Annotated in this window: 18 protein-coding genes; 4 read left to right on the top strand and 14 right to left on the bottom strand. The window is 61.8% G+C overall.

What is annotated here, in order from left to right; all coding sequences use genetic code 11:
- Positions 1-22: 22 nt before the first annotated feature.
- The 8 genes from D3227_RS31185 to D3227_RS42300 all read right to left on the bottom strand — a co-directional run bounded on the left by D3227_RS31185 (position 23) and on the right by D3227_RS42300 (position 8,029).
- On the bottom strand, positions 23-757 hold the full coding sequence (locus tag D3227_RS31185) for an ABC transporter ATP-binding protein (RefSeq protein ID WP_120018039.1): 735 nt from the start codon (positions 755-757) through the stop codon (positions 23-25).
- Entirely contained in the window at positions 750-2,528 is a 1,779-nt protein-coding gene (locus D3227_RS31180) for an ABC transporter permease subunit (RefSeq protein WP_120018038.1), read from the bottom strand. The genes D3227_RS31185 and D3227_RS31180 overlap by 8 nt, the downstream gene beginning before the upstream one ends.
- Positions 2,515-3,348, bottom strand: coding sequence for a branched-chain amino acid ABC transporter permease (locus tag D3227_RS31175; protein WP_120018037.1), 834 nt, complete (start codon positions 3,346-3,348; stop codon positions 2,515-2,517). The genes D3227_RS31180 and D3227_RS31175 overlap by 14 nt, the downstream gene beginning before the upstream one ends.
- A 68-nt stretch (positions 3,349-3,416) precedes the next feature.
- Positions 3,417-4,568 (bottom strand): substrate-binding protein, encoded by a 1,152-nt coding sequence (locus tag D3227_RS31170; protein WP_120018036.1) that lies wholly within the window; start codon positions 4,566-4,568, stop codon positions 3,417-3,419.
- Between the two features lie 54 nt (positions 4,569-4,622).
- Positions 4,623-5,468: a nitrilase family protein gene (locus D3227_RS31165; protein WP_120018035.1), complete on the bottom strand. Its 846-nt coding sequence runs from the start codon at positions 5,466-5,468 to the stop codon at positions 4,623-4,625.
- 248 nt (positions 5,469-5,716) lie between these two features.
- The gene (locus D3227_RS31160) at positions 5,717-6,361 is read right to left on the bottom strand and encodes an ANTAR domain-containing response regulator (RefSeq protein WP_120018034.1); all 645 of its coding nucleotides are present in this window, start codon (positions 6,359-6,361) and stop codon (positions 5,717-5,719) included.
- A 66-nt stretch (positions 6,362-6,427) separates the two neighbouring features.
- Positions 6,428-7,561, bottom strand: coding sequence for a transporter substrate-binding domain-containing protein (locus D3227_RS31155; RefSeq protein WP_120018033.1), 1,134 nt, complete (start codon positions 7,559-7,561; stop codon positions 6,428-6,430).
- Positions 7,562-7,930: 369 nt separating this feature from the next.
- The gene (locus D3227_RS42300) at positions 7,931-8,029 is read right to left on the bottom strand and encodes a putative RiPP precursor (protein ID WP_208646500.1); all 99 of its coding nucleotides are present in this window, start codon (positions 8,027-8,029) and stop codon (positions 7,931-7,933) included.
- Positions 8,030-8,684: 655 nt separating this feature from the next.
- Here D3227_RS42300 and D3227_RS31150 point away from each other — a divergent pair.
- From D3227_RS31150 to D3227_RS31135, 4 genes are all read left to right on the top strand, one after another.
- Positions 8,685-9,584, top strand: coding sequence for a transglutaminase family protein (locus D3227_RS31150; RefSeq protein WP_120018032.1), 900 nt, complete (start codon positions 8,685-8,687; stop codon positions 9,582-9,584).
- 59 nt (positions 9,585-9,643) lie between these two features.
- Positions 9,644-10,486, top strand: a complete 843-nt coding sequence (locus tag D3227_RS31145; RefSeq protein WP_120018031.1) for a transglutaminase-like domain-containing protein — start codon at positions 9,644-9,646, stop codon at positions 10,484-10,486.
- Between the two features lie 181 nt (positions 10,487-10,667).
- The gene (locus tag D3227_RS31140; RefSeq protein ID WP_120018030.1) at positions 10,668-11,225 is read left to right on the top strand and encodes an OsmC family protein; all 558 of its coding nucleotides are present in this window, start codon (positions 10,668-10,670) and stop codon (positions 11,223-11,225) included.
- A gap of 58 nt (positions 11,226-11,283) precedes the next feature.
- On the top strand, positions 11,284-12,513 hold the full coding sequence (locus D3227_RS31135; RefSeq protein WP_281034986.1) for an NAD(P)-binding domain-containing protein: 1,230 nt from the start codon (positions 11,284-11,286) through the stop codon (positions 12,511-12,513).
- Between the two features lie 43 nt (positions 12,514-12,556).
- Here D3227_RS31135 and D3227_RS31130 read toward each other — a convergent pair whose 3' ends face one another.
- The 6 genes from D3227_RS31130 to D3227_RS31105 all read right to left on the bottom strand — a co-directional run bounded on the left by D3227_RS31130 (position 12,557) and on the right by D3227_RS31105 (position 17,226).
- Complete coding sequence (locus tag D3227_RS31130) at positions 12,557-13,447, bottom strand: ankyrin repeat domain-containing protein (RefSeq protein WP_120018067.1); 891 nt, start codon at positions 13,445-13,447, stop codon at positions 12,557-12,559.
- Between the two features lie 265 nt (positions 13,448-13,712).
- Complete coding sequence (locus tag D3227_RS31125; RefSeq protein ID WP_208646501.1) at positions 13,713-14,162, bottom strand: CoA-binding protein; 450 nt, start codon at positions 14,160-14,162, stop codon at positions 13,713-13,715.
- A gap of 5 nt (positions 14,163-14,167) precedes the next feature.
- Positions 14,168-14,539, bottom strand: coding sequence for a 2Fe-2S iron-sulfur cluster-binding protein (locus D3227_RS31120; protein ID WP_120018027.1), 372 nt, complete (start codon positions 14,537-14,539; stop codon positions 14,168-14,170).
- A complete protein-coding gene (locus D3227_RS31115; RefSeq protein ID WP_120018026.1) occupies positions 14,536-15,891 on the bottom strand; it encodes a selenium-binding family protein in 1,356 nt (451 codons plus the stop codon). Before D3227_RS31115 ends, D3227_RS31120 begins: the two co-directional genes overlap by 4 nt.
- Positions 15,892-16,100: 209 nt before the next feature.
- The gene (locus D3227_RS31110; protein ID WP_120018025.1) at positions 16,101-17,027 is read right to left on the bottom strand and encodes a DMT family transporter; all 927 of its coding nucleotides are present in this window, start codon (positions 17,025-17,027) and stop codon (positions 16,101-16,103) included.
- The gene (locus D3227_RS31105) at positions 17,020-17,226 is read right to left on the bottom strand and encodes a hypothetical protein (RefSeq protein WP_120018024.1); all 207 of its coding nucleotides are present in this window, start codon (positions 17,224-17,226) and stop codon (positions 17,020-17,022) included. The genes D3227_RS31110 and D3227_RS31105 overlap by 8 nt, the downstream gene beginning before the upstream one ends.
- Positions 17,227-17,533: the final 307 nt, after the last annotated feature.

The raw sequence follows: 17,533 nt of genomic DNA, 5'->3' as shown, positions 1-17,533 counted from the left end.
CTCGCAGGGAGCTCAGCCACACCTAAATCTTCAGATGCAGCATCACCCGCGCCGCCGTTCCCTCCGTCACATCCCCGGCGTCGTCAATGCGGCCGAGCTTCAGCACCGCCCAGCTGTCGGCGATACCAAGCGCGAAGGGCAGGTTCTGCTCGACGATCAGGATCGTCGTGCCGTTGCTCCGGCGCTCCTCCTTGAGTGCCGTGGCGATCCGCTCGACGACCGACGGCTGCAGGCCCTCGGAGATCTCGTCGATCAGCAACAGCTTCGGCCGCAGCATCAGAGCGCGGCCGAGAATGAGCATCTTCTGCTCGCCGCCCGACAGCGTTCCGGCTCGTTGCGACAGGCGCTCCCGGAGGAACGGAAAATGCCCATAGATCCGCTCCACGGCTTCCGCGAAACCGCGATCCGAGCGCAAGGCGAGGCGCAGATTGTCGCGCACGCTGAGATCCTGGAACAGCGCCTGCTCCTGCGGCGCATAGCCGACTCCCGACGCAATCAGCGAGGCCTGCGAAACACCACCGATCGAGGCGCCGTCGAGGCGGATGTCGCCCGAACGCAGCGCCGCGAAACCAAGGATGGTTTTCAACACCGTGGTCTTGCCCATGCCGTTCTTGCCCATCAGCGCAAAGATCTGTCCGGGCGCGATAGCCAGCGACAGCGCCTCGATGATGGCCACCGGCCCATAGCCGCTCGACACGTTCGACAGCGACAGTTTCGGCATGGTGGTTCCGGCCTCTGCCTGTCTAGTCTCAAGCATGGGCGCCTCCCGAATAGATCGTCCTGACCATTTCCGAATTGACGACCTGATCGACGCTGCCGTCGAGCACCAACTTGCCCTGGTGGAGAACGACGATCCTGGTCGAGATGTCGCGGACGAAATCGAGGTCGTGCTCCACCAGTATGGCGGCAAAGCCAAGCTCGCCGGTCAGCTTCTGCAGCGTCGCGCCAATGGTGGTGCGCTCGACCTTGGTCAGCCCGGCCGTAGGCTCGTCGAGTAGGATGAGCTTTGGCTCAAGTGCTACGACCATGGCGAGCTCGAGGCTCTGCTTCTGGCCATGCGACAGCAGCGACACAGGGCGGCCGAGCATACCGTCGAGACCGGTGGAGCGCAGGATGTCGGCGGCCGCCGCCGGCAGCCCGAGCGTGGCGGAGCGGCGCAGCAGGCTCGGCGCCTTGCGCGAGGCGCGCGCCAGGCGCAGGCAGTCGGCGACGGTCAGGCTGTCGAAGACGCTCGCCACCTGGAATTTGCGTCCGACGCCGAGCGCGACGATCTCATCCGGTGTCATGCCGCTGATGTCCTGGCCGGCGATGCTGACACGTCCGGTCGTGGCTTCGGTGCCGTCGCTGAGACACCGCATCAGCGTCGTCTTGCCGGCGCCATTGGGGCCGACGAGGCTGACCAGTTCGCCGGGGCGAACGTCGAGGTCGATGCCTTGCAGCACTTGCAGGCTGCCGAAGGATTTGCCGAGGCCGCTGACGGCAAGCACGCGGTTGCCGTTCTCCGCGCCGTTGCCGGCCGCCTCGGCGGCGAGTCCAGGGCTGCCCGCCTGGCTGGCCTGTTCTCCATGGCGGCGCGGCAGGACCATTCCGGCGAGTTGCGCCAGGCCGTTCGGCAACAGGATGATCATGACGACGAACAGCGCGCCGACCACCAGGTTCCACAGGAAGGGCAGGTCGCCGGAAAGCTGGGCGCTGAGATAGTCGATACCGATCGCGCCCATCACCGGCCCGATGATCGTGCCGCGGCCGCCAAGCGCCGTCCAGATGACGATCTCGGTGCCGAAGACGAAGCCGGTACTTTCCGGCGCCACCACGCCAGACGCGTTGGCGTAGAGGAAGCCGGCAATGCCAGCGACGCCGGCGAGGATCGTCGTCAGCGCGATCTTCAGCCGTTGCGGGTCGAGGCCGAGATAGGCGCAGCGCGCTTCATTGTCGCGAATGGCGACGAGCAGCTTGCCGTCATCGGAGCGGGTGAAGACCAGGGCGATGACAGTAGTGATGATGAGGCAGATGCCGGTCAGCCTGAAATAACCCTGCAGGCCGAGCGGTAGGCCGGAGTATCCGACCAGCCCGCTGCTCGATCCGGTCCACACCCCGCCCGAAAACACCAGCTGCGTCACCACGATCGGCACCACCAGTGAAATCACCGTCGCATAGAGCGGCGTCGATCCGTGACCGAACGACAGCCAGCCGACGAAAGCACCAAGTAGCATCGGCACTAGGATCGCCAGCGCGAGCGCCAGTGCCAACATCGCCGGGGTTGCGCCGAGATGGCTGAGCACCATGGCGCTGGCATAGGCGCCGGCACCGAAGAAGGCCGCCTGGCCGAAGGTCAGAATACCGGTATAGCCCCACAAAATGTCGACGGTCACTGCCAGCATGGCGTAGATCATCGAGCGGGTCAGCACGTTGAGCGTGAAGCGGTCGAACAGCGCTGGCCCGATGATGACGACGACCGCCACCGCAAGCGCGAGCGCCGCAAGTATCCAGACCCTTGGCGGAATGGAACGGCTCTCAGGCACGGGCAAATCCCTTCGGGCTGATGCGCAGCACCAGGGCGCAGAGGACCGCCACTGTAATGCCGCCGAAAATGGGGCTGACGAAGGTGCTGACCAGAACCTGCGTGCCGCCGAAGACGAGGCAGGCGATGGCTAGGGTCGAGAAGGACGAGCCGGCCACCATGACCAGCATGAACGAGCCGATCAGCCAGGCGACGCCCATGTTCGGATCGACGCTGGTCAGCGGCGTCAGCAGCACGCCGGCAAGTGCCGCCAGCCCGGTGCCGACCATGAAGGTGGCGAGCCGCACGCGTGCGGTGTCGATGCCGAGCGCGCGCGCCAGCGTCTCGTTCATGATCACCGCCTGCGCCGACAGGCCGAGCCGCGTGCCTTCGAGAAGGAAGGTGAAGGCAAGCCCGATGACCAGCGCGGCGGCGACCGCGCACAGCCGGTAGAGCGAGTAGCCGACGCCGAACACATCGACGGTGCCCGACAACAGGTTGGGGGTGAACTGCACGTCACGCCCGAACCACAGCGTGATCAGCTGGCCGATGACGATGCCGAGACCCCAGGTCGCCAGTATGGCGTCGAGCGGCCGGCGATAAAGCGGCCGTACGATGACCAGTTCGGTGATGCCGCCGAGGATCGCTCCGACGGCAAAGGCGATCGGCAGCGCCGCCCAGGGATTGAGCCCGAGGCCGGCGGTCGCCACCGCGCAATAGGCGCCGATCGTCAGCCAGGCCCCATGCGCGAAATTGATGATCTTCAGCACGCCGAAGATCGCCAGCAGGCCGGCGGCGACGATGAACAGGATTGCCGCCGTCGTCACCATGTCCAGGAGAAGCGTCATGGCAGGTCCCCGATGGTGTGGAACGGGGCGGCGCAGGACCGCCCGCCCCGTTGCGATGACATGTGCGACTACAGGTTCGGGCACTGTTCGCCGGGGTCGACGCCTTCGAATGTGTCGACCACGCTGACCGAACCGTCCGCCTTCACCTGGCCGAGATACATGGTCAGCGGAGCGTGGTGCTGCTTGCTCATCGAGACCGTGCCGCGTGGGCCGGCGAAGGATACCTCGCCGAGTGCCGCAAGCACAGCGGCGGTGTCGGTCGTCCCGGCTTTCTCGACCGCCGCCTTGTAGAGATAGATGCCTTCATATTCCGGCACCGAAAGGTCGTTCGGGGTGCGCAGTTCGGCGCCGAACTTCTTCTCGATCGCGGCAAGGAAATTCTTGTTGGCGTCGCTGCCGATGCTGGTCACATAGGAAGCGGAAATGAAGATTCCGGCCGCGTCCGCGCCCATGCTCTTGGCGGTTCCCTCGTCCACCGCGAGATTGCCATAAGGGATGGTGACACCGGCGCCGCGCAGCTGCTTGGTCAAGGTGACGTTGGGCGCGCCGCCGGCCGTCGAGGTGATCACTGCATCGGCGCCGGAGCTTTTCAGGTTGGAGATGATCGCCGTCCAGTCGCTGCCTTCCATCGGCAAATATTTCTCGCCGACGACGCTGGCGCCCGACTTCTCGATATAGGCCTTGGCGAACTCCAGCATGCCGCGGCCGAAGGCGTAATCAGAGCCAATCAGGAAGAACTTCTTGGCGCCTTGCGTCTTGATGAAATTGTCGACGATCGGCGGCACCTGCTGTTCGGGCACCCAGGCGTTGACGAACAGATTGGCATTGCAAGATTTGCCCTCGTAGAACGAGGTGTAGATGTAGGGGATGTCGCCCTTGGTGATGATCGGCAGGCCGGCATTGCGCGCCGCACTGGTCTCCATTGTGATGACAGCGTTGACCTCCTTCTGGAAGACCAGAGAATCGAAGGCCTTCTGCGCGCCTGCGGCACCCGAGGCGTCGTCGGCGATCTCCAGCGCAAGCTGGCGTCCCAGCACGCCGCCGGCGGCGTTGATTTCGGCGACCGCCAGTTCGGCTGACTGCACGACCGAGGGCGCGACGACGCTGTTGGCGCCCGAAAGGCCGACCGGGATGCCGATCTTGATCGGACCGTCCGCGGCAAAGGCGGAGGTGGCCAAAACGGCGCTGGCGAATGCAAGGATCAGTGTCTTGTTCTTCATGGTATTCCCCTTTCTTTGTGTTGATCGTACCGGGTCGTGCCGGCTTCTTCTTGGTTATCCGTAGACGTCGCTGCGACGGTCGCCGATGGCGTCGTTGCGCTCGCTCAGCGCCCGGGCCTTGGCGACGTCGCCAAGGTTGATCGTGGCGATGAGGATCTCCTCGCCGGCTTCGCTGGCAGGGCCGGCGATCGGCCAGCCGGTCGGGCCGACGATCAGGCTCCTGCCGACAAAAGGCTGGCCACGCTCGGTGCCGACGCGGTCGGCGCAGGCGATGTAGATACCGTTGCTGTGCGCGGCCGCCTTGTGCAGGATGTTGGCCATGGGCTCGGGGTGGTGACCCTGGGCCGGCATCGGCACCCAGTTGGTCGGCACGCAGACCAGCTCCGCGCCCTTCAGCGCCAGCTGCCTGTAGGTCTCGGGGAACCAGCCGTCATAGCAGATCGCCACGCCGATCCTGCCGATCGCCGTATCGAACACCGGCAGGCCGAGATTGCCCGGCTGGAAATAGAGCTTTTCGCGGTTCCACAGATGCAGCTTGCGGTAGGTGCCGATAGGACCGGATGGTCCGCAAAGCATGGCCGCGTTGAAGAACTGATCGCTGTCGCACTCGGCAAGTCCGCTGACGATGTGCAGGTTGAGTTCGTTTGCCAGGCTGCACAGCAGCATGGCACTGCGTCCATCCGGAATGGGGGCGGCGAGCGCCGCCAGTTCGTCCTGGCTGTCGAAGACATAGCCGCTGTCGGCAAGCTCGGGCAGCACCGCCACCGATGCGCCGAGACCGGCGGCCTGGCGGATCAATCGCTCCATCGCCTTGAGATTATCGTCCAGCCGGCCGATCGCCGGCTGGAACTGGATGCAGGCCAGACGCAGGTCCGCCGTCGCTTTCGCATGTGTCGTCAAAGCCTGTCTCCAAACGCAAAAAACCCCTGGGCGCGGAAGTCATCCGCGAACCAAGGGCTACATAGCCATCAATGTGAAACGGCATTCCTGCCGATGAGCAAACCTGCTCGTGCTTTTAGAAGTTGCACAGGCGGGAGGTCGCGTCAAGAGCCAAAGATCGCGGCCGCAAGCGATCGGAGGTAGTTCGACTTAAATTAATAAAATCAGATATTTGAGAGAAATCTTTGCAGTGATCGGCCGCCAATGCCTTATCGGTCGTTCGGCCGTTTCTGGCCGGCTTGCGCGGAAATCCCGAAGCCGAAAGCCCGCATCGCTTCCTGCGCGGCGAGGATGCCGTCGGCCACAGAAACCAGCGCGACGCGCTTCGATGTCGCCTGGTCGCGGATGAGCTTGTAGGCTGTCTCCTCGTCGACGCCGTTCATCTCGACCAGAACCTTGACTGCCTTCTCGATTGTGCGGCGGCCTTTCAGCGTATCCTCCAGCTTGCGCACCTTGTTGGCCAGCCGCCCTTCGTAGCCGTAGCGGTAGCGGGCCAGCGCAAACTGCGTCAACACGCCAAGCTGCCTGAGCGGCTTGGTGATGACGCCATGGGCATTGAGATCGATGATCGCCTTGATCGAGGTCGGGCTTTCATAGGTGACGATGGCGACGACGGCAGCATTGGCGCCTTCGATCAGCGACACCATGGCGTCGGTCGGCGCTTCGCCCACCTGCACGAACACCGTGTCGATGTCGCCCGGGATCGTCGCCGGCGGCGGCCACGCCGCACGAACTTCGCAGCCCAAGCGCCTGAGGTGATCGACAAGGGCGGCGCCATCCTCGTCCTTCGGATGGATGACGAGGATCTTCGCTTGCCGCAGATCGTTGAGGATGCGCTTGAGCGTTGCAGTCATCGGTCATCTTCTTGTTCGAGCATGATCTTGTCCAAAAAACCGGGTCCCACTTTTTGGGATCATGCTCTACAGCCACGGCTCTTCGAAACGAGAGGAAGCGAGATAGGGGTCGGGCCGGATCGGCGCCTGCGATTGCCAGGCGATGTCGAACTGGCCGTTGGCGTTGGCGATGCCGATGCGCGGCGTCGACCAGACGTGGCGGTTTTCCTGGTCGAACATCATCCGTCCCTCCGGCGACGCATAGTCGACTTCAAGCGCTGCCTGTCCGAGGCGGAAGGTGTCGAGGGTTCCGGCCTTTTCCAGAGCGCGGGCGAACAAGTGGACCTGTGTATAGGCCGTCTGCGACCACATGGTCGCGGTCGTCCGGTCGCCGAAACGGCGGGCGAGCTCGCCGACGAAGCGCTGGTTCTCGCCGCTGTCGACCGTCGCCAGATAGGGGGCGGCGAGCACATGGCCGGTGCAGTGCTCGGCGCCGATCACGCGGATCTCGCCTTCGGCCAAAGTCAGGCTGGCGATCGGCCGCCGTGTCCGGTCGATGCCGGCCTCGGCATAGAGCCTGTAGAGGATCTGCGCGCTGCGCCCGATCACGGTCGAGAAAACGGCGTCCGGCGCGGCCTTCTCGATGTCGGCCATCAGCCGGCGCATCCTGCGTTCGTCGGCATCGAGCGGCACATACTGTTCCTCGACGATCGTGCCGCCCTTGCATTCCAGGAGGTCGCGCATAACCCGGTTGGATTCATGCGGATAGATGTAGTCGGACCCGGCCATGAACACGCGCGGTCCGTAGCGCTGCAGGATGAAGTCGGCCAGCGCGAAGGTGTTCTGGTTGAGCGTGGCGCCGGTATAGAGGACATTCTCCGAATATTCGAAGCCCTCGTAGATCGACGGGTACCAGAGCAATCCGTTGTAGCGCTCGACGATCGGCAGCACAGCCTTGCGGCTGCCCGACATCGAACAGCCGAAGATGACGTTGACATCGTCCTCGGTCAGAAGTTTGCGAGCCAGCGAACGAAACGCCTCGGGGTCGCTGCCCGGGTCGTAGGCGATCGGCTCGATCTGCCGCCCCAGCACGCCGCCGCCGGCATTGATCTCCTCGATGGCCAAAGCGGTTCCGTAGAAATGCTCGCTTTCGGTGACCGAAGTGATGCCGCTGCGCGAAAAGAGAATACCGACGCGCCATGTCCCGGCTGTTCCTGTCACGGCAATCCTCCCTGCGCTTTTCCGCAAGGCCTATTGCACGCGAGCCATCATGGCAATCGCGATGATGGGGCGCTGGCACGCCCTATAGGGGCGAAAAGGCTATGAAGCACGACGCTGACACAGCTGGCTCGGGAGGGCGGCAAAAAAGCCCGCTGCCAAGGCATGGCAGCTGGCCACTGACACAGAGATGGCCGGTCAGGATGGGAAACGGGCATCCGGCCAGCGCATTAAACGGCGGCTGCCGGAAATTTGTTCCGCCGGCCGCATCAATGGTTATTTTCGTACAGAGGGGGTCGAGCCGCACTGCTAATGCAACTGGCCATCAGCTTCCGCCGGTGAACACCGCGATTGCTCATCGATCACTCAGAATCACTGACCCAGCACCACCCCCGAAGCGACGATCTGGGCGGTCGCCTGGGTGAGCCTCTCGCGCTTCACGAGCGTGGGCTTTTCGTAGGTCTTTTTCATAGCCATGTTCCGAGATCCGTTGGCTGTGCTGGCCGAGACATTGAACGCTCCAGCTACAGTTGCGTTCCAGAAACGGTTTCATCTCACTCTTCCCTGAAATCCTGCGTGAGGCGTGCCGGCATCCGGGAACCAACACCCTGGCCCGACGTTTCTTGCACGGCCGGTTTCATCTCCGGTCGGAGGCCCGCGCAGCGCAGGGCGGCGGGCCTGGAAAGGGTCTGCACAGATGCTGGACCAGCGTATCAATCGCACCTGCCTTAGCCCTCACGATCTGGCTGTTTGCGAACGCGTCTTCGATCGGGTTTGCGCAGATGAGGACATCGATCCTCTAGGTCTGGAAGCCGCACTGGTGGCGTCGATGGTCGTGGGGATTTTCAGGAATGCTCACACCAGCGAGCGCGAGTTGCTGGAGGCAGTCAGGTTTCGTCGCCGAGAGGCAACGGCGCGCGCCAGAATCTCGACATAGGGCTCGCCGTGAGTAGCCAGAGTGAACTGGCAAAGGCGAAACGAAGCGGTCAGGGGGCTGTACGGTATTGCGACCGCGAAGCGTGGCTGCATCGCAAACAGTCCGCGCAGGCCTCCAAACATGTCCCTTCGGATGCACGTCGAAAAGATTGTATGATTGCGCTGCAGGTGAAATTGCCGACGGACGCCGATGCCGATTTTTTCAGTCAAGCACACGACCGTCTATCGCTATAGCCAGAAGGTGAGCTTTGGCGAGCACCGGCTGATGTCCAGGCCGCGCGACAGTTTCGACCAGCGGCTTCTCGACCACGCTCTGTCCGTGGACCCCGAGCCGAAGGAGGTTCGCTGGATCCATGACGTTTTTGGGAACTGCGTTGCGGTGATCGACTTCAAGGGTTCGGCCAATGAACTCCTTTTCGCGACAGACATTCGGCTCGATCACACGCCGCAGCATGCGCCTGATTTCCGGATCGACGAGGCCGCGCTGAATTATCCGTTCTCTTACGATCCCGACGAGGCGGCCGACCTCGCGCAAACAATGGAGCGCCATCATCTCGACGACGGTGACGAGGTCGGCAAATGGGCGCGGCAGTTCGTGAGTGCCGCGGGACACACCGAGACCGGCAAACTGCTGATGACGCTTTGCTACGCCATCCACGAGAGCTTCGTGTATTCCCGCCGGATCGAAACCGGAACGCAGCCGCCTCTCATGACCTTGCATCTGCGCAAGGGCACATGCCGGGACTTTGCGCTTTTCATGATGGAAGCGGTCCGCTCGCTCGGCTTTGCCGCCCGCTTCGTCACCGGCTATGTCTATGTGCCGAGCCGCGACAGTGATGCTGTCCGCGGCGGAGGCTCCACGCATGCCTGGTGCCAGGTCTACTTGCCTGGGGCCGGTTGGATCGAGTTCGATCCAACCAATGGCATTGTCGGCAACCGGGATTTGATCAGAGTGGCTGTGGCTCGCCATCCCCGGCAAGCCATCCCACTCTCTGGAAGCTACTCCGGCAGCGCCTCGAGTTTTCTGGGCATGACCGTCGAAGTGAAAGTGGCGAAAGAAACCGACGGCAACAAATATTACTGCGTCTGATGCATTTCGGAACTGTTTGGGCAATCCAGAGTTTGCCCAATCAAAACATTGGAGCGTCGATGCGGATCCGCGCAGGTTTCAACCTTACCTACGAATGTCCGCAGCCGACTCCAATGCTGCTGGTCCTTGAGATCCATCCTTCACGCCGCGTCGATCTGTTGACAGAACAGGTCATAGGCTTCGATCGCCCGATCGAGGCGCGGGGTTACACTGACGCTTTCGGCAACGCGTGTACGAGAATAGAAGCGCCTGCGGGGCTGACGACGATATCAACGCGTTTCGAAATCTATGACACCGGCAAGTCCGATGTCGTCGTGCCGGACGCCGTTCAGCACGACATCAAGGAACTACCGGACGACGTGCTCAGGTTTCTCCTCGGCAGCCGCTATTGCGACACCGATCGGCTGGGGGATTTCGCTTGGGCGAATTTTGGCAGCACCACGCCCGGATGGGCGCGGGTTCAGGCGATCTGCAACTTCGTCCACGGTCACATCGCGTTTGACTATCAAGCTGCGGACCCGCTGCGGACCGCCCACGGCGCACTCACCGATCGAACCGGCGTCTGTCGCGATTTTGCGCATCTGGCTATTGCGCTGTGCCGCTGCATGAACATTCCGGCGCGATACTGCACCGGCTATCTCGGCGACATTGGGGTGCCGCCGGCTCCGGATCCAATGGATTTCAGCGCATGGTTCGAAGCCTGGCTCAGCGGCCATTGGTTCACATTCGATCCTCGGCATAACCGCCCTCGCATCGGCAGGATCCTGATGGCGACGGGTTGCGACGCGACCGATGTTGCTCTGTCGACCAGTTTCGGCCCATCGAGACTTGCTCGCTTCGAGGTCGTCACGGAAGAAGTCGAGGCTGAACTGCGGGCGCTTGACGAAGATCCTGCGTCTTGAGCGCGCCACAGCGTCGCTAGGTGATGGCGGTCGCGGTAGGCGAGCTCGATCCATGCCGCCGCGGAATCAACTTGAAGAAACGCTTCGCGACCCATACCATGCCAGGTCATGGTAAAATCTGATCAGGAGGTCAGTGGAATCGGTCGGGTTTTTGAGCCAGTGCAAGGTAGGGAGGATAATTATGGCTTCCGAAGTACAGGCAAACAATGGCGTTAACGTAGGGGCGCTGCTCGACGCACGCGAAGCGCTTACCAACGCCCCGGAGGCCGCGCAGTTCAAGTGGCGCGCGGCTTGCGAATGGAAGGATGGCACCCACAGCCACTCGACGGTCGAGAGTTTCTACGGTCTCGGCCAGGACCAGCATCGCAAGACCACCTTCGCATTCGATGCCGACCATCCGGAGGTCTTCGCTTCCTTGGATCAGGGCGCCACGCCCGTCGAATACGTGCTGGTCGGGCTGGCGAGTTGCCTGACCGCCGGCATCGCCGCGGTTGCCCAGAACCGGAACATCCAGTTGAAGTCGGTGAAGGCGACCATCGAAGGCGACATGGATATCGCGGGCATACTCGGCATCGACAGCGATGTCCGCAACGGCTTCAGCGGTATCACGGTAAAATACAACATCGACGCCGACGCCAAGCGCGAGGACATCGAGGCTATCGTCGCGCAGTCGCAGAAGCGATCGGCGGTCTATGACATTGTCACCAATCCGACGAACGTCACGGTCGTGGTGAACTGAAAGGCGCTTCGAGCCGTAGACTCTCCTGATAGAGGGCGCGATTAGTTCCGTCACCACAGTGATCGTCGGCGCAGGGCACGCGGGGCTCGCGATGAGCCGCTGCCTCGCGGAGCGTTCTATCGACCATGTGCTGCTGGAGCGCGGCGAGATCGCCCATACCTGGCGCACCGAGCGATGGGATTCGCTGCGACTGCTCACCCCGAACTGGCAGAGCCGGCTGCCCGGCTTCCGCTATGACGGCGACGACCCCGACGGCTACCGGACGATGCCTGAGGTGATCGACTTCCTCGGCAACTATGCCAAGGCGATCTCGGCTCCGGTCAGAACCCACACGACCGTTACCTCGGTTCGCAGCGACGGGGCGGGGTATCTCGTGCGCACCGACCGCGGCGAGTGGCGGTGCCGGACCGTGGTGCTGGCGTCGGGCGCGTGCAACATCGCGCGCCTGCCCGATTTCGCCGTCCGCGTGCCGCCGTCGGTCGCCATGCTGACGGCGCAGTCCTACCGCAATCCGGGTCAGGTCGCCGACGGTGGCGTGCTGGTGGCGGGCGCGTCGGCGAGCGGCACCCAGATCGCACAGGAATTGCAGCGTTCGGGGCGTCAAGTGACCCTGTCGGTGGGCGAGCACATCCGGGCGCCGCGCGTCTATCGCGGCAAGGACCTGGAATGGTGGATGGACGCCGCCGGCGTGCTCGACGAGCGCTACGACGAGATAGACGACATCAGGCGGGCGCGGCGGGTTCCTTCGCTGCAGCTTGCCGGCACGCCCGACCGCACCACCCTCGACCTCAATGCGCTGGTCGACCTCGGCGTCAGGCTCGTCGGCCGTCTCGCCGGCATCACCGAAGACGGCAAGGCCCAGTTTGCGGGGTCGTTGCGCAACATGTGCGCGCTTTCAGATCTCAAGATGGCCCGGCTGCTCGACCTTATCGACGAATGGGCGCGCGCCAACGGCCTGGACGCTACGGTCGGGCCGCCGGATCGCCTGCCGCCGACCCGTGTCGAGGACGACCCGCCGCTCGGCCTCGACCTCGCCGGAGGCGCAATCAGGACGATCATCTGGGCCACCGGCTACCGGCCGGACTATTCCTGGTTGGAGCTGCCGGTCCTCGACCGCAAGGGCCATGTCCGCCACGATGGCGGTGTTGCGGAACATCCGGGCATGTACCTGATGGGGATGCAGTTTCTGCGCCGCCGCAAGTCTGCGCTGATCGACGGCGCCGGCGACGACGCGCGTGATCTCAGCGACCATCTGGCATCGTACCTCAGGCAAAATTCAATCTGCTAGCCGACGCAGGCCCGTAGCAGTAGTTGCACAAGATACCATCGATTCAGGGCAGCGGGATCGGCTTGTCGCTGAGTGTGCGCAAGTAGGCGATCAGGTTGACCCGTTCGGTGTCGTCCGGGACACCAGGAGTCTCCATCTTGACGCCCGGCGTGGTGAGCATGGGCCCGAAGAGATATCTGTTCAGGTCCTCGTACGTCCATACACCCTCCCAGCCCAGCAACGTGTCGGAGTAACGCATATTTGCCACAGATGCCTTGTCGCGGCCGACGACGCTCCACAAGTTCGGTCCTAATTTGTTCCCTCCCTGTGGCTCGACGTTGTGGCAACTGGTACACCGGCGGGTGAAGTAGGTTCGGCCTTTCTCGACATCGGCAGTAGCCAACTTCATCGAAATCGGAGCAGGTGTTGGCAAAACGACGCCGTGCGACAAGAGATAGTCGGCAACTTCGCGTTGCCCCCTGCTTTTTGCCAGATGGAGCGGTGTCTTGCCGTCCATTGTCTTCGCATTCACGTCTGCGCCGGCCTCGACCAGTGCCTTCACGCAGTCGAGACAATCGAGAGTGACGGCGACATGAAGGGCGAATTCGCCACCACGGTTGGAATTTGGATCTGCGTCCCGCTCCAACAACAGCTTTAACAGATCGATCTTGCCTGTCCCTACAGCCGCCATCAGCGGGGGACCACCACTCGTCTGGGCGTTGACGTCCGCACCACGTTCTATGAGCAGTTTTGCCGCTTCGATGTGGCCCATCCATACCGCAAAATAGAGCGGCGTTGCGGTTCCATCACTCTCATCTATACCAGCGCCTGCATCGAGCGCCGCCGTGATCGCCGCGACATCGCCCGTCATGGCGGCATCGTGAATGTCGGCGGCATGCGATACAATCGGAATGTGTACAAGCACTAACAGGATGAAAAGCAAGAACCGGCGCATTAGCATCTCCCAAGGCAAGCCTGAGGACCCGGCACGATTTCAAGACGGCAAAGTCTACCTCAAAATCCCCGATCGAGACAACGCCCATCGATGGCTCAATGAATGGTGGCAGTCCTTGAAAGAATGAAAGTTTTCAGGAAGACCGGCCATGTCCTTGCTGGCCGTCTGGTAACGAGCTGTAAGGTCTCATCCGGGTCATGAGCGCATGTTGCGCCAGACGCCCGCTTTGAGAACGAAAACAACGCCGAATTCCGTGATCCTGCAATCATATTCCCAAGTGCAACTTCGGCTTCCAGAAGGGGCGGAACAACTCGATCTTGGGACAGCGGTTCATCACCACTTTCAAGCCCGCTTCCTCCGCCAACCGGGCGGCAGCGTCATCGCGCACCCCAATCTGACCCCACAGAACCTTGGCATGAATTGCGATGGCCTCCTGTGCGACTTCCAGCAGATCTTCGGAGCGGCGAAAAACCTCAACCATATCCACAGGCCGGTCGATGGCCGCTAGCGACGCGTACACCTTGAGCCCTCGAATTTCATCCAGACCGGGACTGGGGTTGACCGGGATCATGTCATAGCCGGTTTCGTGCAGCACCCTGAGAACACCATAGGAAAACTTGGTCTTGTCGGGGCTGGCCCCCACCATCGCGATGGTTTTGACCGATTTCAGAATGTCCTGCAGATAAGCCTCCGAATAGGGCTCATCATGATTCATATAGGTCATTTCTTGTCTTCCAACGGGGTCGCGATATCGGCTTTCAATTCATGTGCGGCCAAGGGGTCAAGGAAGGGGTTGCGATAGAGCTTGTCGTGGCTTTCAACGCCGACCTCCAGCGTGCAGTCGCTCATGGGGCGGGCAACGCACAGGATTATGTAGCCATTGTTGATCTGGCGGTTGTTCAGCGCCCGCTGCGCCTTTTGATCGACTTTGCCGCTGATTATTTTGGCTGCACAGGTAATGCAGCCGCCATACTTGCACCCGTAAGGCAGGTCCACGCCCTGCTCGCGCAGGCTTTGCAAGAGGGGCTTGCGCCGATCGACGTCAAAGGCCGCACCGCCTTGATTGGCGAGAGTGATGGTGAAGTTGGTCATGCCCAGATGTCACTCGTGCAATCACCGCCGGGATACCGGGTTTCGTGGCAGCGGCTTGGTCCATTTGGTTCCTTGCCAAAATCAACGACAAACAGCGGGTCAATTTCCATGCCGCCGTTTTCCGTATCGCAATTGACCATCAGCATGCATCCGCCATTGGTGCGGATTTCCGGATAGAACTGATTGTCCCAGGTCGAGAACAGCGAGGTCGTCACATAAAGACGCTTGCCGTCGAGGCTGAGCTGTATCATCTGCGGCCCGCCAGTCACTTTCACGCCATTGACCTCGGGCGCATGGCCGAGAAGTCCGCCCATCCACACTTGTCCGGTAAGCTTGGCGTTGTGAGGGTCCGAGATGTCGTACTGACGAATGTCGCCATGCAACCAGTTGCACAGATAGAGGTATCTATCGTCCATGCTGAGAAGAATGACTGAGATCACGCCCGGTATTGGTATCGGCCATTCGGGATGCGGCTCATTGCCGACATCGATAATTTTTTCCCATTGCCAATCACCCGCCGCATCCTTCCACCAATGGATGATATTTGCAGAAAGGGCAGCGCCAACAAAGCCGTGACTGCTGTCGGGATTGTGATGGAATCGCACTTCCAGTGGGATCAGCCCATCCTCACCGAGATAGAACGTATGCTTTGGCTCCTTCTTTTCAAAATCCCAGAAATGGATCTCTCGGCCATATTTCAGATGGCCAACCTCTTCCAGGTCAAAGCCAGGCATGAAGGTATTAGGCGCGGCCCATTCCGAGCTGACCATCACGTTGTGTCGCGGCTGGTACCAGAAATCATAACCAAACTTGATGCTGCCCATGGAGTTTTCCCAACGGCCGACAATCTCGAACTCCTTGCTGAGTTGCAAATAGCCGCCGGGGGCATTGCCTTGAGCGTCGCCAAGCATGGAAACGATGATGTCCGAGCCGAGGCAATGCACTGTGTGTGGTGCCGACAGGTTGGTCCTGGCTTTGATTTCGGCGCCGTCTATGACCTTGAACAGTGTCGGATTGCGCGGATCGGTACCGCAATCGACAATATGCAGATTGGACGAGCGCACACCCGGCACAATCAGATATTTGCGCTCCATGCTCGCATCGCCATGGCACGACGAACAGGCATTCCAGCCCGAGTGATGAAGCTCATCGCCAATACCCGGCATTTGCAGACGTGAAATCACCTGGCTGTAGGTCGGACTCTCCGGATCGACATCGATGGTGCACAAATAGTCCGGCTTCTGAATGCCGGTGCCGGTGTAGATGGCAATCGTATAGAGCAGCTTTTCGCGAGGTGCCGTCATCGCCTCGGCTGGAGAAGCATAGCCCGGTCCACAGCAATGATTGGTCATGGGTATTTCCCTTTGAACAGATCACTGGCCAGCCCCAAGGGGCAAGCAGCAATGTTAGTGCATGCTTGCCGTTGGTGCTACGGCCGCGGTGGCCGGCGAAGCGCGCACCGTACAACTGTTCAAGCGCACATCCTGCTTGGTCCAAGCCAGCGGCTTTCAGCATCGCTATGGCGCGGTCAGAGCTCTAGACTAAGACTAGGACTGCCTCCTCAAACTGCTGCCTCGATTGGCTCGGCAAGCTTCGGGTTTGCGCGCGCAGCGATCAAGCAGCCGGCGACGATCAGGCATGCTCCTGCCAGCGTGGTCCAGGCTGCCGCCTCGCCGAAGAAGAACCAGCCAAGTGCGATCGCCCAGATGAAGGCCGAGTATTCCGTTGGGATCAGATATTGCGCTTCGGCGCGGGCGTAGGACCAGCTCATCAGGAATTGGCCGCCAAGCGACAGGACCGTCACGCCGGCCAGGGGAAGCCAAAGATTGGTCGGCAAGGCGACGGCGAGCCACGGTGCGGCGCAGCCGAGGACGATTGCAATTGCAAGGCTCTGGAAGAACATGATCTCGATTGGCTTCGCCAACAGCGCCTGTTGCCGGGCGAGGACCAGATTGTAGCCGTAGAACACCGTCGACATAAGCACCGCCGCCGTGCCAAGCAGCGCATCTTGCGAATAGCTTTCCTGCCCAAACTGGCCGGCCATTATTATCGCCACGCCCGCAATGCCGGCCATCGATGCCCAGATGGCCTGCCGCCGGATTCGTTCGCCCAGCAATAGCGCGGCGAGGAAAAGGGCGAACAAGGGCGCGACGAAGCTAAGCCCGATCGCCTCCGCGAGCGGCAGCCTCGCAAGACCCCAGAAGAATGATATCAGAACAATACAGATAACCGCGGCGCGCAGCGCATGCAGCCTCAGCACCGAAACGGTTGGCTGCGAGCGCGGCCCAGCCGACCACCCTGCGCCCGCGACTACAGTCGCCAGCATGCTGCGCCACAGCACCGTATTGTAGACGCCTATGGCGATAACCAGGGTCTTCATCGCAGCATCCATCACGGACAGGAGGAAGATCGCGAGTGCGCATACAAGCACCGGGATCATCGGGGAAACGGCGCCTGTCTGGCTGGATATCTTCACGGCTTCACTCATGTGATGGATTGCAGCCGTTATCGTAGAGCAAGCGGCAGGACCAGATGGCAGCCCGCTCGATATGGCGGTCCAACCGGAAGATGTCTGCCGCACACACGATCACCCGGCGGGACCGAAAGGGCGCCTCTGGCCAGGGCGAGCCTGACTGATGCGCGTTCCGCTCCGCCAGCAGATGCCGGAACGCGTCGAGCGTCTTCATCGCGACGGCTGGCTTGATGGCGGAAAATTGGAGTCTGCGTGCTGCCAACTGGCAACGAATGATGTGGCCGAACGTTTGGCAGAAGTGGCGTCGAGAACCCGTAGGCGCGCGAGCCAGAAGATAGTCCGAGGTTGGTGAACCCAGAGGATTTCCCGCTTCTTGGCTCTACAGGCGATTGGATCGCCAGGGAGAAGCAAATGGCTGAAGGTCATACCAAACCAAGCGGACCGGATCTGGTGGAGGGCATCCCTTTCTCCGAGCTTCCCGATGGCGGAAAGCTGGTGGGCCATTGCGGCGATGAAGAGGT

The organism is Mesorhizobium waimense (assembly GCF_003601975.1).
In the GTDB taxonomy this organism is placed as follows: Bacteria; Pseudomonadota; Alphaproteobacteria; order Rhizobiales; family Rhizobiaceae; genus Mesorhizobium; species Mesorhizobium waimense.
The sequence above is the reverse complement of the archived record's forward strand: the minus strand, read 5'-3'. Positions and strand labels throughout refer to the sequence as shown.

Coding starts and splice junctions, on each gene's coding strand:
- D3227_RS31185 (WP_120018039.1), bottom strand. CDS start 757: ATGCTTGAGACTAGACAGGCAGAGGCCGGAACCACCATGCCGAAACTG.
- D3227_RS31175 (WP_120018037.1), bottom strand. CDS start 3,348: ATGACGCTTCTCCTGGACATGGTGACGACGGCGGCAATCCTGTTCATC.
- D3227_RS31170 (WP_120018036.1), bottom strand. CDS start 4,568: ATGAAGAACAAGACACTGATCCTTGCATTCGCCAGCGCCGTTTTGGCC.
- D3227_RS31160 (WP_120018034.1), bottom strand. CDS start 6,361: ATGACTGCAACGCTCAAGCGCATCCTCAACGATCTGCGGCAAGCGAAG.
- D3227_RS42300 (WP_208646500.1), bottom strand. CDS start 8,029: ATGAAAAAGACCTACGAAAAGCCCACGCTCGTGAAGCGCGAGAGGCTC.
- D3227_RS31150 (WP_120018032.1), top strand. CDS start 8,685: ATGCCGATTTTTTCAGTCAAGCACACGACCGTCTATCGCTATAGCCAG.
- D3227_RS31145 (WP_120018031.1), top strand. CDS start 9,644: ATGCGGATCCGCGCAGGTTTCAACCTTACCTACGAATGTCCGCAGCCG.
- D3227_RS31140 (WP_120018030.1), top strand. CDS start 10,668: ATGGCTTCCGAAGTACAGGCAAACAATGGCGTTAACGTAGGGGCGCTG.
- D3227_RS31130 (WP_120018067.1), bottom strand. CDS start 13,447: ATGCGCCGGTTCTTGCTTTTCATCCTGTTAGTGCTTGTACACATTCCG.
- D3227_RS31125 (WP_208646501.1), bottom strand. CDS start 14,162: ATGAATCATGATGAGCCCTATTCGGAGGCTTATCTGCAGGACATTCTG.
- D3227_RS31120 (WP_120018027.1), bottom strand. CDS start 14,539: ATGACCAACTTCACCATCACTCTCGCCAATCAAGGCGGTGCGGCCTTT.
- D3227_RS31115 (WP_120018026.1), bottom strand. CDS start 15,891: ATGACCAATCATTGCTGTGGACCGGGCTATGCTTCTCCAGCCGAGGCG.
- D3227_RS31110 (WP_120018025.1), bottom strand. CDS start 17,027: ATGAGTGAAGCCGTGAAGATATCCAGCCAGACAGGCGCCGTTTCCCCG.
- D3227_RS31105 (WP_120018024.1), bottom strand. CDS start 17,226: ATGAAGACGCTCGACGCGTTCCGGCATCTGCTGGCGGAGCGGAACGCG.